This window comes from Pseudoalteromonas luteoviolacea H33-S (assembly GCF_001625695.1).
Taxonomy (GTDB): domain Bacteria; phylum Pseudomonadota; class Gammaproteobacteria; order Enterobacterales; family Alteromonadaceae; genus Pseudoalteromonas; species Pseudoalteromonas luteoviolacea_B.
In genome coordinates this window covers 14,272-32,117 of record NZ_AUXY01000086.1, presented here as the reverse complement: position 1 = coordinate 32,117, position 17,846 = coordinate 14,272, and the positions used below count along the sequence as shown (strand labels likewise).

The following is a 17,846-nucleotide window of genomic DNA, read 5'->3' as shown; positions in this document are numbered from 1 at the left end:
CTCTATTCAGGAAACAATCTGTATTTCAAACAAAAATTGGAACTAACTTCAGGGAAGTATACCGTTAGTTTAATATGTGACGAGCCTATAAAATGCACGAACACTAGTGTCTTTGAGAAAGAGATTTTAGTTGTTAACACGCCCAATTACCTACATGCAAGTTACGACTATGACACACAAATTATGCACATTAGTTGGGAAAGCCTATCTAACGATAGCAAATACTTACTAGAGCAAAGTGATGATGGAGGCACGACTTGGCTTCCAATTGTGCCTCACAGAGCATTTGTTAATACACCTAATCATTTAAAAGAGCACTATAACGGTATTAATGCTCAGGTAGGTAGTCAACATGAGCAAGATACAACATCTTTGCTTCTTGATAATGATGCACACTTTTATATACCTAATGATATCAATAAACAGCTTATTTACCGTGTTAAAGAGTGCTTTGAAAATCAATGTGGAAAATATAAAACATCATCTCCAATAAAGATAAACATTGCCAGCCTAAAGCCACTGATTGCACAGTCAGGCTTTGAAAATGGCTATACTATTCTCAATATGGATGAAAAATTTGGTGACATCACGGTCAGAACGCTCACCCCCATAAACAGTGAAGAACCGAATTACTTAAACTTAAATATAAAAGACTGGGGGTTTGCTCATTATAACCACATTTATGGCTGGCACGGTGTGTTTGGAGACCTTGGAGGTGAATATTTAAGTGGCATCTCAATAACAGGTAAATTACGAGTTAGCCATTTATCACCCAATAGTAAAGTCAGTATAACGCCAATTGCCTATTACAACAGTAATCATCGAGTTAAAGGCAGTGAATTGGTTATTTCAGAGGCTGGCGATAAAGTGATTAATTTCAGGGAATCACTTTGGCTAGATAGCACCAAGCGGACGCGATATATTTCATTCGAAGTACGCCTATTAGGTGAGCATGCTGAGATTCAGCTGGATGATATTCAACTTTATGAAGGTGCCGCATTGGCCCAAGCCCAACCTACATTTTCGGTGTCCGCTGTCAACTTAGGTCAAAATATCGAAATGGGGTGGACTCCCTTTGGTGATGAACATCATCAGTACCACATAGAATATAGTCCTTACGGTCAAAACACGTGGCAAACATTTTACTATGGCGGTATGAGTACACGACAGGTGTATGATATTTCATTTTTACCCGCAAATAGATATCAGTTTAGACTGCGCTGTGAAGGGATCGTTGGCTGCCCGACAAGTGGATATTTTTATGATACATCATCAATTTTGTATCAGTTAAACTCTATTGACCCTCAGCAAATACAGACAAGATATGACGCGACATCCCAAACAATTCAGCTCAAATGGCCCACGATACCTGGTGCTTTTGGTTACACCATTTTCCAGACCATAAATGGACAGAGCACCACTCGACTTATCCCTCCAGGATATGTCTGGGCAAAGCGTTGGCGTGATGAAGTTGTATTTGCCAAAAATGAAACTGTACTGCCCGTAAGTCAAAGTGGTACTTATACATTTGCCGTCACTCCCTATAGCTACTTTCAGCAACTTGGCAGTATGGCAGTTAAGTCAGTTAACGTGCATCTGCCAACAACACCAACTATTGTCACTCCAAATGTAGGGGAAGTAAGAAACTTATCTATCTCAAGCGCTATAAAAACACATGGCCGCGCATCTGTTCAGTGGAGCAAACCGACTATACAAGGCATGCCCAGTGAAACTCAGCTTACGTACAAGTTATATTTAACGCTACCGAATACCACTGAGCCATTGAAACCAATCTTAATTTCTGGGCAACAGCATGATAACCATCATGTACTGAACAAATATCTGCTGACAGAACCTGGGCTCTATCACATGGAGATGCAAGCTTGTACACGCAATACAATCTGTGGACCTAAAAGTCAGTTGTCATTTAATGTTGAACAAGGCCCGCCCCCAGCTCCTGAACATATTGAAGTCTCTCCGATATTTGCATGGGGAGGTGAAGATTCTGACCAACTAGTTGTATTAAAAGGAAGTTCGTTGACGCTATCTTGGACAATGAATACTTCTTTTTCTCAGGAGGTTACATTTAATATCTCTTTACTGGCGAATACTGAAGGAGCACAATCAAGCAGCTTTGTGCCACTGAAAACCGATTACCCTTACACACAGTTTGATTATACATTTGCACATTCAGGCGTTTATCTTTTTGCTATTCGCACCTGTACAAAACAAGGTGGCTGCGCAACATATGATTCAAAAACGCTCGCTGTACATGTCGTAGATGATGACTTTTTAATATTACAACCCCCTATTCAATTCGAATTCTCAACAGAAATAGGTAAGTATTGGAGCCTCGGAGACACCGCCACGTTGCAATGGCAAATGCCATCTCACTACTCTAAAGCGTTCATTGATTCATTAAGGTATAACTTGTATACCCTTGATAAATACAATCAAGTTGTGCCCCTAGGAGATGCCCCTCGCAATCTACAAAAGCAACAATGGCAGTACACATTCAGTGAGTTAAGTGCACACACGTTATTTGTTGAAGCATGTACGATCAATGGTGATTGTAGTGCAAAAACGAAACTTGTGATTGACTACATTCAACCAGGTTGCACTACAATTCCTAAGCTATCAAAAACAAACTCTAAAGCAGAGTTTAGCTGGTGTAAGCTTATGGAACCCTCACTAGCATATTTGGAGGTTATGACCGCGCACTGTGGCCAAGAGTGCGCTTCAAGATCAGAACCACTTATCTGGCTTCCTTATCACGTATCTCCTCAACTTTCACAACAGTCACAGACAATTACCACTCAAGAGACTGGGATTGTAGCTGTAAAAGCAAGAGCGTGTGATATTAATAATCAGTGTTACCCATGGAGTAACACGATAGAGCTCGACTTTAATATCTTAAAAGAACCAAAAACAAAGCAAGTCATTTTTATTCACACTGACTTACTTGGCAGCCCTGTTGCTGAGTCGACAATGGAGCGAACTAATAAGTAATTTGATGTACAACGTTCTATTTTATTAACTTAAACCATTACAGGTTGCAGCTATCTGTTAATTCGCTAGCTGCAACCTAAATTACACATACTTGTTTATTTTTAATTCTCTCCCTTCATACAAAAATTTATGCCAAAATAGTGCTAACTTCGCAAAAAGGATTATGTATGAAAACACTATTTGGCATCATTACGACTCTAGGCTTATTCAGTGCAAGTCACTTTACTCACGCAGCAGACACCGGTTTTGCGATATCTGCATTTGGCGGTTACTCAACGAATCATGACTTACAAACAACCAAAGAATTTAAAGTTGATCTTGAGGACAGCAGCCATTTTGGCGTTTCCGCCGACAGAGTAGTCAATAATACGCGCTATGGCTTCTTTTATAGCTTTAATGAAACAGAGTTTGCAGACAATGAGGTTGCGAAGGTCGATATGGAATACTTGCTATTTCAAAGTGCGATTGAGATCCCAATCTACGATAACTTATCTAGCTATGTGGGTGCCCATATTGGCGTAAACCGTGTTACACCAAACTTTGCTGAGGCCGATGACTTTTTTGCATCAGGTCTATTTACCGGCCTTGATTATAATATTGGCGCAGGATTTCATGCCTATACTGAATTAAGATGGATGGCCACGATTGTGAAAAATACATCTCATGTTATCTGCGATGATGATCCGCAAACACAAGACAATTGTATCTGGCACTTCGATGGCGATGTCTTAAACCAATTTCAGTTAAGTGCGGGGCTAAATTACCGTTTTTAATTGAGTAAGGCTCAATTCAAGCTCTTCGATAAATAGCTTAGTTTTATATGGGGTAAAGCGCGTATTCGGGTAATAAGCCCAAAGCTGCTTTACCTCAGATTTCAAGTTAGGTAGTACAGGGATCAAAACACCTTCTGTTAACTCCCGTGCCACATACTGCGGTGAGATAAAAATGAGCCCCATTCCTTGAATAGCGGCTTTCATCAGCGCGTCTAAATGATCAGAGACAAAATTATAATGGCTGAAGTCAAATAAACTGCCATCTTCTAAAATGATCCCACCTTTCTTTTGATAATAATTACTTAGCAGCATTTTATGTGGGGCAAGATCTTCAATGGAGTTAATTTGCGCACATTGAGAAAGGTAACTCGGTGCACCAAATAACGTCATTTGATAATCGGCAAGGCGAATACCTTTGTGTGCCATAGAGTCAAACTCTTCATAGTAACTCGTGATAACGAGGTCATGCTCAAGATCAGGCGGTGAGCCAGGCGTCAGTATATTTAAGTGAATGGTTAAATCTTTATATTTTTGCAAAAATGTCTCAATGATTGGCATCAATAAACTACTGCCAATCGCCTGAGTTGTGGCTATTTTTAAAGTGCCCTGAGGCTCCAACTCACTGCCTTGTGCTTGCTCAAGCATGTCATCAAATTGGCCAACCCAATTTCTCGCGTACGATAAAAATCGCAATCCATTTTCATTTAGGCTCACTTTGCGGGTTGTGCGCACAAACAAAGTCTGGCCTAACTGTTTTTCTAACCAATCAATGCGCTTACTCATTGCAGAAGCCGACACCCCTATCACGTCCGCGGCTTTTGTAAAACTGCCCATATCTGACAACACCACAAAACTACGAACAGCACTTAACCAATCCATATTAATTCCTAGTAAGAAAAAGTCTTTTAATTATTACCTTATTTTTAGGACATTAAAAGCGCGATATAGTACGCATCATTGTAAAACCCTGAAGAGTGCATATCTTGAATCCGTATATTGCATTGGCTGCTTTTTTATTGTCTTGCTCTCAGCTGGCGAGTCAAATATTTATGCCTGTCTTACCTGACATTACGCAAAATTTAGCGCTTACAGAAGGTGCAAGCCAAGCAATCATCATTAGCTTTTTTCTCTCTTTAGGCGCGTCTCAGCTGATCGCAGGGCCGCTGTGTGACAAATATGGTAGTCGACCAATTTTTATCGGTGGGCAGGTTATTTTGATTATGGGCACTTTACTGTGTGCTGTTGCTGAAAGCCCCAATACATTTTTGATCGGGCGTATATTGCAAGGTATTGGTAGTGCAGCCCCAGTGCTTGTTAGCCGCGCAATTTTATATGCCACATTTAACGGCAGTAAACTTAATAGCGCTATGGGCAACTTGGCGATTTCAGCCAGTATTGTGGCAATTATCACCCCATTGTGTGCAGGTACCCTTGCTGAACACTTTTCTTGGCAGGGAATGTCATATGCGCTGATCGCTTATTATGGGTTCGTTATGATCTTTGGTTTAGCGGTATTTCCCACAGAGCAATCTAGCGCTATGTCACTGCGCCCTTCGGCACTTGTAAAGCAATATCAAGACATCTTTCTCAGCCGTTATTTTGCTTCAATGGCGGTGCTTAAATGGGCGCCTACATTTTTATATTTGACCATCCAGCTTTATTTTCCGTTTTTATTGCGTAATCAATTTAATTTTACCACTGAACAAATTGGTCAAGCCATGACAGTCTGTATGGGCGGCTTACTTGTCGGTTCATCCCTTGCGAAAATAATGCAAAAGCAAATTGGTCATTTAAAAGTCGTCGTCTATTTATGGCCAGCCCTACCATTAAGCGCACTGACATTTTGGTTTTTTCATGACTCAGTTTACGCGGTCACCCTTGCATATGGCGCGATTCTCTTCATTTTTGGCGGATTCTTTCCAATCTACATGTACTATGTTGGCCACTTTCACAAGTCTCGTTCTAGTACAGCCAATGCGCTGGTTGGGGCGACTGAGTTGTTAATTTTTTCTATTATTGCATGGTTAGCAAATCAGTATGTGATCACAGGCCCTGATTCTATCTCAATCATCATTGCTGCAACTTCTGTGATTGTTATCTTTGCAGCAAAAAACTTGGCCAAAGCCAAAAATCCTAACCACAGCATTCAAGGAACGTCCAATGCAATTCGAAACACCAAGACTCAGAATTAGACCATTAAATAACTCAGACTTGCATGCGGTTTATCAATCCCGCAGAGATCTTGAGACATCAAAGTACATCGGAAAACCAGCCACAATTGAAGATGTACAAAAGCGTATCGAAGAAGCGAGCCAACCTTGGAAAAACATCGATGGTCAAAAGCTTTTATTAGCCATTGAGCATAAAGTTTCTGGTGAATTTATTGGCGAGATGCTGTTTAAGTTTACCCATGTGGATCGTCAAATCGGTGAGATTGGTTACCGTCTAAGTCCTACTCAACAAAGAAAAGGCTATGCATATGAAGCTGCTAGTGCTCTCATTTCGCAATTATTTGAACGTTTTACGCTCAATAAAATTACTGCGATTTGCGCCACAGCAAATACCGCTTCTTGGCAACTTATGGAAAAGCTTGGGATGCAAAAAGAAGGACATCTTCGCGAGCATATGCCACTTGATTCAGGGTTTGCTGATAGCTACCTGTATTCAATTTTAAAAAAAGAGCACCTAAGCCGATCATTATAAGGATGTTGGCGAGCTAAAGTATCTCATTATAAGCAACAAACACCTTCTAAAATTTATATATAAGCTCGCCTAACCAAGACGTCATTCTGCAACTATACTGTTTAAAAGCATTGATGTAGGAGTGAGTTATGAGAATGCGCCAAAAGCTGATTAGTAGTTTTGTACTGACAGTGATAATACCAATATTAGCAATATCAATTATGAGTATTACGCGCACCAAAGAAGAATCTCTGACTCGATTTACCGCATCCTCTGACAGTGAAATACGTCAGGTAGAAAACACCTTTGTGCTGTTTTTTGACCAAATGAAAAACAACGCTCGATTTTTGGCACAAAGTCAGGCTGTCACCCTAGTAGGAGATGATACGACAACCTACTTCGGTGCTGAAAAAATGATGACACCTGAAACCTCCGGCAGTAATGAAGCTGAGATTTTTGAGCTATTTAAAAGCTTTGGCGTGACGCACCCAGAATTGCTATTTGTTTATTTAGGCACAACTCAAGGCGGTTTCATACAATACCCAGCAGAGCCACTTGGCGGCTACGACCCACGTAAACGCCCTTGGTATCAAGAAGTCACAAAGTCAGCTAATGACGTGGTCATTACGGACCCTTATCAAGGCGTAACAGGTCAAGCCATGGTCTCCATTGCAACAGCCATTAAGCGAGATAACACCCTGGTTGGCGTTCAGTCTCTTGATGTCACGCTGGCCACTTTGACCGATATTGTCAGTAATATTCAACTCGGAGAAACCGGCTATTTAATGCTACTGGATGGGAGTGGCACTATCTTGGCTGATCCTAAGCAACCAGATAATAACTTTAAAAATATCGCTGAATTAACCGCCCCCAAATATCAAGCTATTAAAAACGGCCCCAAAGATGCCTTAATTGAAATTGATAATGGTACTAACAAGTTGATGGCCAAACTCTACCATTCAAACACACTTAATTGGACTTTTATCGCGTTAATGGATGAAGATGAAATCTTATCCTCTGCCTATACCATGTCTTACAACATTAGCGTTATCGCCATCATTATGCTGGTATTATTTGTTGTCATCGCTATCGTACTTGCCAATAAAATTGTCTATCCCATAGAAATGGTCTCAGAAGGATTAAAAGAAATTGCGCAAGGGGAAGGCAATTTATCAAAAAGACTGCAAGTTATTGGCAATGATGAAATAAGTGAGCTAGCAGCTTGGTTTAATCAGTTTTTAAACTCAATCAATGCACTCGTCATAGACATAAAAAGTAATGCCAGCAATTTAAACAACCAAGCCCAACAGTCTCACGGTAGTATCGATGAAATAAGGGGTCAATGTCATCATCAAGCTAGCACATCTGAGCAAACCGCTGAACACACCCACTCAATGGAAAATATGGCGATGACCGTCAATGATAACTGCACGCAAGCGCTAAGCGAAATCTCTAATACAGATGCCCATGCCCAACATGGTAATACATTAATACAAAGCACAGTGCAACAAGTGGCCACTTTGAATGACTCACTTGGCAGCTCAGCAAAAGCAATGAGCGAACTAGAAGATCAAAGCAACAATATCACGAACATATTAGAAGTTATTAGAACCATTGCCGAGCAAACCAACTTACTGGCACTCAATGCCGCTATCGAAGCTGCTAGAGCTGGTGAGCAAGGACGTGGATTTGCGGTGGTTGCAGATGAAGTGCGTACTCTTGCTCAACGCTCCCATGACGCCACCAAGGATATTGAAAAGGTATTGACCAAGCTCACTGAGCAAACTCGCTCAGTATCACGCCATATGACCCTCAGCGTTGAGGAGTCTAAATCGGCTATTGAGCAATCGGAGCAAGCTCATCAAGCTTTTGAAGATATTGCAAACTCAATTTCACGTGTGAAACCAATCATTGCGAATATATCTGAGCAAGCTGAGCAGCAAGGTGCCTATGCCAGTGATAGTCGAACGCAAATAGAAGGGGTTAACCAATCAATTAAACAGGTAAGCCAGTCAGCTGACACCTTATATGATGGCGCTAAACAACTAGTGATATTTGCCAACAATCTCAATGAGCTTGTTGGCCGATTCAACACTGATTAAAGTCAGTAATGCGCTATTGAAGATTTTTCTGACTCGCCATGCCTTCTAAAAACTCTAAGCTTGCGCGCTCATTGGTTGTTGGGCTGTAGGGATCTCTTGATAGCTCAGATAAATCGACGTCTATCAAGGGAATTTCGGTCACTTCACTTTCACCAAACCGAGTCCGCTCACCAGGCACTGAGGACATACGCTCTACAACAAATGTCATGAGCCTTAGGTCTGAACTTTTATCCGGTAGTACCGATTGGTGCGCCTTTAATTGCAGCTCTTGTCGACCAGACGACAACTTAGACTTGGCAACAAGGTGCGCTAAAGGCTGTGCGCCATCATATAAATTTGCTCGAACGCGATAAATGCCTGCGTCCTCAACATCCATCGATAATGTCATTATCAAGTCACTGCCATTTACTTCTGTATGCTTCAAGCCAATCAACTTTGCACTAGGCTGCTCATACTTTGCCTGCGCAACAATTACAATGGGATCTCCAGCGACATCAGCCACCACTTTCAATTGCAAATCGCCAGAAAAACTTTCCTTACCTGCGAGTTCAATCATTGCACCGGCCTCAGAAACAGCTAGCGACTTCTCAAGCAAGATCTTTTGCTCATCTACAATGCTCACAATAACTTTGGCGCGCGTTACCGCGTCACCTTTTAACACCAGTTTTATGGGTTCAGGGTAAATAAAGCGATATTTGTTTAATGAGAGTGAAATCGTGCCTGACATATCTGAGGTTGGAACCGTCAAAGGGATGAACCGATTTGGCTCTAAACGATCAACATCATTCACCGTTAATGGCTGGGAATAAGGCGCATAACGTAACGTTTCACGGTAGTTGTTCGCTATCACTTTTGCAGCTTTTTGAGTACTTGTTAGCTGAAAAGGCGACATATCTACGGCACTTGCAGCCACTTCAGTTTCAGGCTCAATCGTCTCATCAGACGCTTTTTCAACAACCACCTGCTTATTGGCTTTTTGTATTTGCACTAAGGCTGGTTGCACTGTGTCATCAGGCATAAATACATACAAAATAATAAGTGCCGCAAGGGCACTTATTACAATTACGACCTTTTTATTCATCGCAATTACTCAGGCATAGCAGCAAATAACAATGCTGACATGCTGTTATTATCTGACTGTCTTACATATCTATACTTCTTCTTCCAAATCCAGAAGCCCTTCTCTTCTTCATACGTTGAGAAAGCCACTTGCTTATTTGGTGCAAGCTGAATCGATGAATTGGCCGTTGTTACTTTGCCTTTTGACTGATTTACGATAACCGAAAAGTGATCATAGTTATCACTCATTAACATTGGATAGTGATATGGCCAGAAGTTTCTTACGCCATCTTGGCTTTCCAGCTTACCGTCCATCCCAACACTAACGCTACAGCTGTCAAAAGCACCAGCTTGGTTTGCACCACAGGCAGAATGCGCTGCGACAACGCTGTCGTCGATCCCCGGTAAAAATAGTTTTGTGGCATTAAAATAAAGATCGCCATCGGCTACAAATCTCAGTCTTGGTGTTCGATCACTTGGGAAAGTCGCCAGTTGACGTGCATTATTTACTTTCAAGTCATGTAATACACCTAGCGTTTGACCCACTGAACGACCTAACCAAGCTCTAACCGCTGCCTCTATAACCGGATTTGCCAGTCCATTTGCCGCACTGACTGCCAGATCTGCAAGTTCGCTACCGCCACCAGCACCAGCAACATCAAAAGTCGCAACGATGTTAAGTGGTTCAAGACCCGCATTTTCTAACCAGTTTGCTTGGTTATCAATGATATAACGTGTAACTAAGTCACCTGTTGAGTGCGTTAAAAAGACACAGCCTGGCTGACATACACCTTGCTCAGACATGGTGCGTAGTTTAGGCCACAAATAGTCGCTTGCAATTTTACCTTCAATTCGCTCGTATGATGGCCAATCAATACGCTCATCGGCAAGTGCTCCCCAATAGTCTGCCCAGTAAGCTTGACCATCACTTTCTACCTTTGTCGGATCAATGGCAGATAGCTGCTGCGATTGAAACCCATGTACTAATACCGTTTTATATGCTTTAGCACTTACATTGATGCTTGTTCCCATCAACGTGAGTACAAAACCACTCACTAACATTTGCTTGATTGACTTCACTGACGTACGCTCCATTTTTATTATATTAATAAAGTAAACACACCAACGACTTCGTGTTTAGCTACAAAATAATTGCAAGTAAAAACTCAAAAATCAAATTAATGACGCAATTTGGTTTCAGAAATTTAACTTTAAAGATCAAAAAAGGGACACTTCATCGACCTTTAAGCCATAAATATTAGTGTTTAAAATTGAAACAAACGTGATGTTTAAGTTAAAAATGGATTAAATTATCAAATTGTAAATATATGTAGACAGCAGCCCTTATCGAACAAGAACTACTGAATTGGAAGGTATGTGAACTAGCTAACCTGCTACTTCAACTCTGTTTCGTCCATGAGATTTTGCGAGGTACAATGCCTTATCAGCACATTCAACTAAGCTATGCCAAGTCATTTCTTTACCGTAAAGTGCAATGCCAAAGCTGGCACTGATATGTTTGAGCACTTCACAAGTTTCTTTGTCTTTTATAGACAGCTTTGCAATATCTTCGCGAATACGATTAGAAAAGCCAACGGCCTCACTGATACTGGAAAAAGAAATTAAAATGCAAAACTCCTCCCCCCCGTAACGATAAGCTGCACCTTGCCCTTCACTGTGTGACTGAAGCTTTTGTGCAACTTTTCGCAACACATCATCACCACGCTGATGGCCGAACTCATCGTTAAATTGCTTAAAATGGTCTATATCAATAAAAATAAGGACTTTTTGAAACTGACTCGGATCATCACAAAACTTAATAATGTCGTCGTCAAATTTACCTCGATTTAGCAGTCCTGTGAGCTTATCTGTACTTGCTTTGGTTTGGGCATCGGTCAACGTTTCTTGAAGTTGCTTGATTTCACTATATGCAACTTCCAGCTTTTTTTGAAAGCACAGCGCGTTGTGCTGCATCACGATAGATTCTTGGGTTAGCTTAGAGACATAGCTCAGTACCCCATCGTAAATCTCAGGACCAGTCCCCAAATTTTGCTTTTTTAGCTGATGCAACCCGACATGACATTCAGATAATACGGCTGAAAACTCTTCCGAGCAGTTAAGCGTATTACTGATTTCTTGTTCAACGGTATTGAGAGTGCCTTTTACCAGATCGGACATTTCATGGAAAAGAGCAAGATCCTGCTCACTTAAAAACTCATCAAACAGCGCTTTTGCGTTTTCAGGCGGACACGTTCCATGTTCCATTAAAATTTCATCGAGTTTTTGATTCAGTTCAGGCTCTTTACCTAACACATAGCAGTACCATATCGCATAGTTCATCGGCGATAACGGGATCTGATACTTAACCATAAAAGGGACAGCTTGCTTGAGACAAGTTGCTGATTGAGCGAAAGAGCTATTTTGTTCCATGTAAGACCCATCAATCCACGGTTCACGTGGTATTTTTATTAATTTTTGTTCTGCTTTGAGAGCCAAGAAATACAATACTAAATAATTAGAAAAAATTAATCAATCATGAATTTAACACTCTAATAACAACGACTAACTATGTAGCAAATGCATACGAATTAAGTCTAATTCAAGGATTAAGAATAATTTATCTAGGTACCCTCCCCTAAAGTACCCCTACAAGGTATTTATTAATTGCGTTTTTTTCAACTTAATTACGACCATTAGTTCCATTATTGGGTCCAGCTGATTCCCTCAGCATGTTTTTAAATTGCCCCAGTTGCCAAGGCCGCATAGCGAGCAAAAGGCCAACCCCTCTGCGTTTACTCAACGGCAGTTTAATATCTTGTTCATTAAGCTGCGCAACTTCTTTGGTGAGTTGCTGCAATCGACGTTTTATGGTCGCGATTGTCGCATCGCTATAGCTACCTCTTAAGTAAAAACGATAACTATCTTCTTGGCTAAATTCACCCTGTAAAAATTTACCTAATACTTGTTGTTCGATGTACGACTCTAATGGCCCGCCTGGGATCCAGCTAAAATCCTGTGCTATCAGCAATTTATATCTGTTATTTGGTAACAACTGAATCATTTTTAAGCGATCTAGATGCGCTAGTAAGCGAATACACTCTAGTGCTTCAATTTGATAGCGCGAAACAATATCTTCGAACTCCCAACCGTCTCTGACACAAACTGCTACTAAGAATAGCTTTGGATTGTCCATGAGTTCTTGTTCTTGTTGGACGCTCAACTGGCTGATCTGTGATTGCTGAGATTGCGACAGAGAAAACAAATCACACAAAGTAAGCTCTAGCAACTCACAAATACTCTCAAGTTTTTGTAACGAAAATAAGTCATTAGAGAACATTCGCTTTATTGTTGCCTCACTTTGACCAAAATGTGTAGCAACATCCTTATAAGTGAGTTTGCGCTGCTTTAATAGCATTTTTATCGTATTTGAAACGAGTGGGATCTGGCTCATAGTATTAAAATTTGATACTTAAAGTATCTTGTATTAATACACGGTATTATTATGTATACAACTCCGTCCAGTCTGCTAGCTTAACAGCAACACAACGAAATATGGAGTTTTCAAATGTTAGTTCAAAAGTTATTGCAAACAGCCTTACTTAGCTCAGCAACAATCGCTCTGCTTGTTTCGCCCACAAGTTACGCATCAAAGGACATATCAAAAGCAAGCGTATACAGTGCTGCAGGCAGTGTGATCGTGGGGATCACAGTTTCAAATGCCATAGAGGCAGTGCCTGTCGCCATTTCAAATGCTGTAATACAAAATACCAATGCACTCAGTATCGGTGCGACAGAGACAGCGCCTCAATCAACAAATCATGAGCCATTAGCGATTAGTAACGACATTGTCGTTGCAGGGCCTCCTCCTTCACACACCCAATAAGGTGGAAGACATGAATAAGTTAAAATGCATTTCCTATTTAATTCTGCTTATGCAAAGTATGCTTGTCTTAGCAGGGAGTGAGCAATCGTCAGAGCCAAGCTATAACCCAGCTGATATCATTCAGTTTGCTAAAAAAGTTGAACATTATGGTGCTGCGCACCAAGCATATGCATTCATTATCGCAAGGGTAGGACAACCGAGTGAGGACTTGCCAAAGGGCATTGAATTCACCCATGCGGCAATCGCTGTGTATTCTAATATCACAATGCAAAATGGTGAAAAAAAGCTCGGATATGCCATACACAACCTTTATCAGAAAACAGATGACCCAGCGAAAAGCCAGCTGATTGTTGACTATCCAACTGACTTTTTTTGGTCGGTAAAAGACTTAAAAGCAGGGATAGCCATCCCCACATTGAACGTTCAAAGACAATTACTTGAAGCAATTAATAATGGCGTGGCTAAGCAAGTTCATAATCCGAAATACTCGCTGATTGCTAACCCATACAACAACAGAAGACAAAACTGTACAGAGCATACCCTTAATGTCATCAACGCTGCGATGTATAAAACCACAGATATGGCGCAGCTAAAAGCAAACACACAAGCCTATTTTCAGGCACAACCTCTATCAGTTAGTCGCTTTAAGCTGTTCTTTGGCTCTGTATTTAAAGATGACATTTATAGAAAAGACCACAGCGGGGATGTACAAGTTGCAACTTTTACCAGCATTCGTAACTACCTCAAGCAATACGGGTTGCTGGCCCACTCGGCGATATTGACACCTGATACACCAGTGCACAAACGAGGAGAGATTTAATAATGGACAACATAACCCCAACAAAAGCACCGAGCAAAGCATTTAATCTTGCATCTTTAACCGTATTAGCCACGGGTGTAATCACATACTGTATAGGCTTATTTAACGCCTCTATGCAATTGAATGAAAAAGGTTATTACTTGGTTATTCTCTTATATGGACTGTTTTCAGCGGTTTCATTACAAAAAAGCATTCGAGATAAACAAGAGCATTTAAAAACTTCAGATATTTACCATGCGCTAAGCTTAATATCGACAGGCAGTGCTATCCTCCTCTTGTTGATTGGCTTGTATAACGCAGACTTGTTGCTCAGTGAAAAAGGGTTTTACGGACTCGCATATTTAATGAGCCTGTATGCTGCCGTCGCTGTCCAAAAGAATATCAGGGATCAAGCCGCTCTCGCACACTCACAGCCTACTGAAGAATCGCTAGCGTGTGCGCAGCAAGAAACAGATTAAAAACCAAGTATAATCAGGGCATTAATTTGCAGGTCATCATGGATTTGCCATCGCGAGTGTCAAAAACGACAAAGCCATACTTTTTATATAAGGCTATGAGATCAGGATCGCATTTCAAATTTAATGATGACCAACCACGTTCTGTAGCTTGTTGCTTGGCAAAATTAACCAATTCTTCTGCCAACCCTTTGCCACGTAAGCGACCATCCACGTAGACGCCATCTAGCCAACAGCGTCCATTCATGAATTTAATCTCGGCAGCGCCTGCCAACTGCTCATTAAAATGCACAGTAAACCCAAGTCGCTGCTCAGTGCTTGAGAGTTTTGTAATGACGTCTGACACACTGTTATTCGCTCGCTTACTCTCCCATTGTTCATAGTACCAAGTCGCTACTTGTTGTAGCTCCTTAGAATCTGCGAACAATAACGTTATCCTTGTACACATTTTATTCTTCTTATTTTTTGTAAAGTTGCTAAACTCGATGTTTATACAGGACTTTCTATCGATAACGCAACAATAACCTGACAGAGTATGATTTTGATAATGACTGTACTTAGAAAAGACTAACGCGCACCGAAGTGCGCGTTATCATGACATGGTGAAGGGGCGACTCCAAGGATGTGTGACACATCAGAAACCCTTCACATGTATAAACGCAGCAGCCATTTATTTGGATCAAAAAAATTAAATAATATTTCTAAGCGCTCAAATAACAAACAAACCAAAACCATGTCATGTATTTTTTGAGCTTATCCATGTTTTGTAAGCCTTTGGTGTACGACCAAACTTTAGCTTAAAGTTTTTCGCAAAATGCCCTGCGTGCTTGTAACCAACCTCTTGAGCCACCTGCATAATAGATAATTCTGTGCGCGCCAATAAACTAGCGGCACGATTCAGGCGAAGCTCTGTCAAATACGCAAATGGCGCACTGCTAAACACCGTTTTAAATTGCTGCTTCAGCTTATAGTCATTCACACCCACGATTTTAGCCAACTCAACAATACTCGGAGGAGACTGCATATTGGTCTCCAAATATTTTGCAGCTTGATAAATCGCTTTTAAGTCAGTTTCTTTAATGGTGGCCAAACTATTGTGATAGATTTGGTTGTACTCCAGCAATTCAGTCATCAACTCCATCATTTTAGCTTGCACTAATAGTTTCATACTTTTAGCGGGTAATTGGCAATCATAAACTTGATTTAGCATACTTTTTATTGCCGCATTGATTGGTAAACAGATGAAGTTTTTTTCGATTAAAGATGATACAGAATTCGCTGATTGATATTGTGCTATCAACGATGACATCAGCCCGTGACTCATAGTGAAGCTCATCACTTTATTTTTACCAGCACTATATTCAAATGTACAAGCTGATTGTTCAATAAAAAATAAACACAGATGATCTTTTGGGATCATTACATTGCCTGTGGCAGGGGTTGTAATGCTCACTCGTCCTTCTAAAACAAAAAATGTGCCACAGAGTTTAGTGCTATCAGCTGTGAATTTTGTCTTTTGGTTAAAGTTCAGTTCATTGATTTGCAATGCACTATCGTCATTATAATTAAATCCAAAACTCGCTCCTTTACCAAGCTTTTCAGGCAAAGCGATACAATAATCCGAACCTTTTGACCACCTGCTCTCACTCTCTAATACTGGCTGTGATTGTAATGTCCATTCGCTTGTTGAAAACGCGCTATTCTCTACTTGTTCAGTGGGCACTATTCAAAACTCCATTCAGTGACAAAATAACTCCTTATCGCGCTCTGCTTACTCTGCGATATAGACAAAAATATGCGTTCAATACAACACGCACTTACAATCACAAGCCATACATGATGAACAATTTTACTTCAGTTAATAACCATGACGATAGCCAGACACCAGAAATTAAAGGTACAGTTTTAGACCGATTTAAGCCCCTCAAGGATGCTTTTGTAGATAACTTTACACGACACCATGAAACTGGTGCGGCGATCTGTGTTTATCACAACGGACAATTAGTGGTTAACTTATATGGCAACAACAAACAAACCTCACCATGGCAAGCAAATCACAGAGTCAGTGTAATGTCTTGCTCAAAAGCAATGCTGGCTATCTGCATCCACAAATTAGCTGCAAATCGGCAAATCGAATTAGATGCCCCTATTTGTCGTTACTGGCCCGAGTTTGCAAAACACAATAAAGCACATATCACCATTGCCTCTGTGCTCAATCACAGCGCGGGATTACCTTGCCACTCTACGGGAAAACCCCATGATATATTTGATTGGCAAGCATCAATTAGCAATCTTGAATCAGCCGTTCCTATCTTTCTTGCAGGACAAAAGCTCGTATATCATGCCCTTACATACGGTCATATTTTAGGTGAGGTATTGCGCCGCGTTGATGGCCGCGTGCCAAGCACATATTTCGATCAAGAAATAGCACAGCCGTTTGAAATTGATTGCGCATTAAAAAGACAAGAAAACCATCCGCATCGGGATATAAAACCAAGCCCAGCCTTTTCTCGTTTTGGGCTAAAAATAATGTCCCGTTGGTTGCCTTATATTCCTTATTGGAAATACCAGTATTTTAGACCGTGTAGTGAACACTATCACCCAAACTCATCGGCTTGGCATAATAGTGAGATTCCCGCGGTATCTGGCCATGCTTCAGCCTTTGGGCTCGCAAAAATGTATGCGTTCTTAGCAAATGGCGGGACTTTAACAGGCAAAACACTTCTACCACTGTCACAGGTTAAAACAATGACGCAATTGAGTTTTGCAGGGCAAGAGCTGACAACCCAAAAGCAATGGCGCATGGGCGCTGGTATGATGCTCAACTCCCCGGACTTTTGCCCAATGGGGCCCAACGTAGAGGCATTTGGTCATATGGGTATGGGCGGCTCTATTGGGTTTGCCGACCCCAAATCACAACTTGCTTTTGCTTATGTGACTGAATCTTTTCATACCCCAAATAAATACGACAAAAGCCTCTGCGGTAAACGGCAACAGAACTTAATCAAAGGATTATATAAATCATTGTTATAAGGGCTTACTAGTTAAGGGAGGTAGCTACAA

At 41.0% G+C, this 17,846-nt stretch carries 16 protein-coding genes; 9 read left to right on the top strand and 7 right to left on the bottom strand.

Features of this window, described 5'->3' with window-relative positions; genetic code table 11:
• Positions 1-183 precede the first annotated feature (183 nt).
• Both N477_RS17085 and N477_RS17080 read left to right on the top strand, forming a co-directional pair.
• Entirely contained in the window at positions 184-3,009 is a 2,826-nt protein-coding gene (locus N477_RS17085; protein ID WP_155731943.1) for a hypothetical protein, read from the top strand.
• A 167-nt stretch (positions 3,010-3,176) separates the two neighbouring features.
• The gene (locus N477_RS17080; protein WP_063363277.1) at positions 3,177-3,782 is read left to right on the top strand and encodes a hypothetical protein; all 606 of its coding nucleotides are present in this window, start codon (positions 3,177-3,179) and stop codon (positions 3,780-3,782) included.
• Here the strand turns inward: N477_RS17080 and N477_RS17075 are convergent.
• The gene (locus tag N477_RS17075) at positions 3,765-4,661 is read right to left on the bottom strand and encodes a LysR family transcriptional regulator (protein WP_063363276.1); all 897 of its coding nucleotides are present in this window, start codon (positions 4,659-4,661) and stop codon (positions 3,765-3,767) included. The two genes, N477_RS17080 and N477_RS17075, sit on opposite strands and share 18 nt — an antisense overlap.
• Positions 4,662-4,765: 104 nt before the next feature.
• Here N477_RS17075 and N477_RS17070 point away from each other — a divergent pair, with 104 nt between their 5' ends.
• The 3 genes from N477_RS17070 to N477_RS17060 all read left to right on the top strand — a co-directional run bounded on the left by N477_RS17070 (position 4,766) and on the right by N477_RS17060 (position 8,566).
• Positions 4,766-5,974: an MFS transporter gene (locus tag N477_RS17070; protein WP_231098141.1), complete on the top strand. Its 1,209-nt coding sequence runs from the start codon at positions 4,766-4,768 to the stop codon at positions 5,972-5,974.
• Positions 5,943-6,485, top strand: a complete 543-nt coding sequence (locus N477_RS17065) for a GNAT family N-acetyltransferase (protein WP_063363275.1) — start codon at positions 5,943-5,945, stop codon at positions 6,483-6,485. The genes N477_RS17070 and N477_RS17065 overlap by 32 nt, the downstream gene beginning before the upstream one ends.
• A 128-nt stretch (positions 6,486-6,613) precedes the next feature.
• The gene (locus tag N477_RS17060; RefSeq protein ID WP_063363274.1) at positions 6,614-8,566 is read left to right on the top strand and encodes a methyl-accepting chemotaxis protein; all 1,953 of its coding nucleotides are present in this window, start codon (positions 6,614-6,616) and stop codon (positions 8,564-8,566) included.
• A gap of 13 nt (positions 8,567-8,579) precedes the next feature.
• Here N477_RS17060 and N477_RS17055 read toward each other — a convergent pair whose 3' ends face one another.
• From N477_RS17055 to N477_RS17040, 4 genes are all read right to left on the bottom strand, one after another.
• A complete protein-coding gene (locus N477_RS17055; protein WP_063363273.1) occupies positions 8,580-9,647 on the bottom strand; it encodes a hypothetical protein in 1,068 nt (355 codons plus the stop codon).
• 5 nt (positions 9,648-9,652) lie between these two features.
• Positions 9,653-10,720 (bottom strand): hypothetical protein, encoded by a 1,068-nt coding sequence (locus N477_RS17050; RefSeq protein WP_063363272.1) that lies wholly within the window; start codon positions 10,718-10,720, stop codon positions 9,653-9,655.
• Between the two features lie 291 nt (positions 10,721-11,011).
• Positions 11,012-12,055 carry a GGDEF domain-containing protein gene (locus N477_RS17045; RefSeq protein WP_063363271.1) on the bottom strand — a complete coding sequence of 348 codons (1,044 nt, stop codon included), beginning with the start codon at positions 12,053-12,055 and terminating at the stop codon, positions 11,012-11,014.
• Positions 12,056-12,305: 250 nt separating this feature from the next.
• Positions 12,306-13,076: a helix-turn-helix domain-containing protein gene (locus N477_RS17040; protein WP_063363270.1), complete on the bottom strand. Its 771-nt coding sequence runs from the start codon at positions 13,074-13,076 to the stop codon at positions 12,306-12,308.
• 114 nt (positions 13,077-13,190) lie between these two features.
• Between N477_RS17040 and N477_RS17035 the strand changes: the two genes are divergently transcribed.
• From N477_RS17035 to yiaA, 3 genes are read left to right on the top strand one after another with little or no spacing between them, the layout of a single operon-like run.
• On the top strand, positions 13,191-13,508 hold the full coding sequence (locus N477_RS17035) for a hypothetical protein (RefSeq protein ID WP_063363269.1): 318 nt from the start codon (positions 13,191-13,193) through the stop codon (positions 13,506-13,508).
• Between the two features lie 10 nt (positions 13,509-13,518).
• Complete coding sequence (locus N477_RS17030) at positions 13,519-14,328, top strand: DUF2145 domain-containing protein (RefSeq protein ID WP_063363268.1); 810 nt, start codon at positions 13,519-13,521, stop codon at positions 14,326-14,328.
• A gap of 2 nt (positions 14,329-14,330) precedes the next feature.
• Positions 14,331-14,786 carry an inner membrane protein YiaA gene (gene yiaA, locus N477_RS17025; protein WP_063363267.1) on the top strand — a complete coding sequence of 152 codons (456 nt, stop codon included), beginning with the start codon at positions 14,331-14,333 and terminating at the stop codon, positions 14,784-14,786.
• A 13-nt stretch (positions 14,787-14,799) separates the two neighbouring features.
• Here the strand turns inward: yiaA and N477_RS17020 are convergent, their stop codons facing one another.
• Positions 14,800-15,231: a GNAT family N-acetyltransferase gene (locus N477_RS17020; RefSeq protein WP_063363266.1), complete on the bottom strand. Its 432-nt coding sequence runs from the start codon at positions 15,229-15,231 to the stop codon at positions 14,800-14,802.
• Between the two features lie 288 nt (positions 15,232-15,519).
• Entirely contained in the window at positions 15,520-16,506 is a 987-nt protein-coding gene (locus N477_RS17015) for a helix-turn-helix domain-containing protein (protein ID WP_063363265.1), read from the bottom strand.
• 113 nt (positions 16,507-16,619) lie between these two features.
• On the opposite strand from N477_RS17015, the gene N477_RS17010 reads away from it, so the two are divergent.
• Positions 16,620-17,816: a serine hydrolase domain-containing protein gene (locus N477_RS17010; protein ID WP_196760645.1), complete on the top strand. Its 1,197-nt coding sequence runs from the start codon at positions 16,620-16,622 to the stop codon at positions 17,814-17,816.
• Positions 17,817-17,846 lie beyond the last annotated feature (30 nt).

What these genes read in the sequence shown, in the direction of transcription:
- N477_RS17085 (WP_155731943.1), top strand. Translation starts at nt 184, where the DNA reads ATGCACATTAGTTGGGAAAGCCTATCTAACGATAGCAAATACTTACTA.
- N477_RS17080 (WP_063363277.1), top strand. Translation starts at nt 3,177, where the DNA reads ATGAAAACACTATTTGGCATCATTACGACTCTAGGCTTATTCAGTGCA.
- N477_RS17075 (WP_063363276.1), bottom strand. Translation starts at nt 4,661, where the DNA reads ATGGATTGGTTAAGTGCTGTTCGTAGTTTTGTGGTGTTGTCAGATATG.
- N477_RS17065 (WP_063363275.1), top strand. Translation starts at nt 5,943, where the DNA reads ATGCAATTCGAAACACCAAGACTCAGAATTAGACCATTAAATAACTCA.
- N477_RS17060 (WP_063363274.1), top strand. Translation starts at nt 6,614, where the DNA reads ATGAGAATGCGCCAAAAGCTGATTAGTAGTTTTGTACTGACAGTGATA.
- N477_RS17055 (WP_063363273.1), bottom strand. Translation starts at nt 9,647, where the DNA reads ATGAATAAAAAGGTCGTAATTGTAATAAGTGCCCTTGCGGCACTTATT.
- N477_RS17050 (WP_063363272.1), bottom strand. Translation starts at nt 10,720, where the DNA reads ATGGAGCGTACGTCAGTGAAGTCAATCAAGCAAATGTTAGTGAGTGGT.
- N477_RS17045 (WP_063363271.1), bottom strand. Translation starts at nt 12,055, where the DNA reads ATGGAACAAAATAGCTCTTTCGCTCAATCAGCAACTTGTCTCAAGCAA.
- N477_RS17040 (WP_063363270.1), bottom strand. Translation starts at nt 13,076, where the DNA reads ATGAGCCAGATCCCACTCGTTTCAAATACGATAAAAATGCTATTAAAG.
- N477_RS17035 (WP_063363269.1), top strand. Translation starts at nt 13,191, where the DNA reads ATGTTAGTTCAAAAGTTATTGCAAACAGCCTTACTTAGCTCAGCAACA.
- N477_RS17030 (WP_063363268.1), top strand. Translation starts at nt 13,519, where the DNA reads ATGAATAAGTTAAAATGCATTTCCTATTTAATTCTGCTTATGCAAAGT.
- yiaA (WP_063363267.1), top strand. Translation starts at nt 14,331, where the DNA reads ATGGACAACATAACCCCAACAAAAGCACCGAGCAAAGCATTTAATCTT.
- N477_RS17020 (WP_063363266.1), bottom strand. Translation starts at nt 15,231, where the DNA reads ATGTGTACAAGGATAACGTTATTGTTCGCAGATTCTAAGGAGCTACAA.
- N477_RS17010 (WP_196760645.1), top strand. Translation starts at nt 16,620, where the DNA reads ATGATGAACAATTTTACTTCAGTTAATAACCATGACGATAGCCAGACA.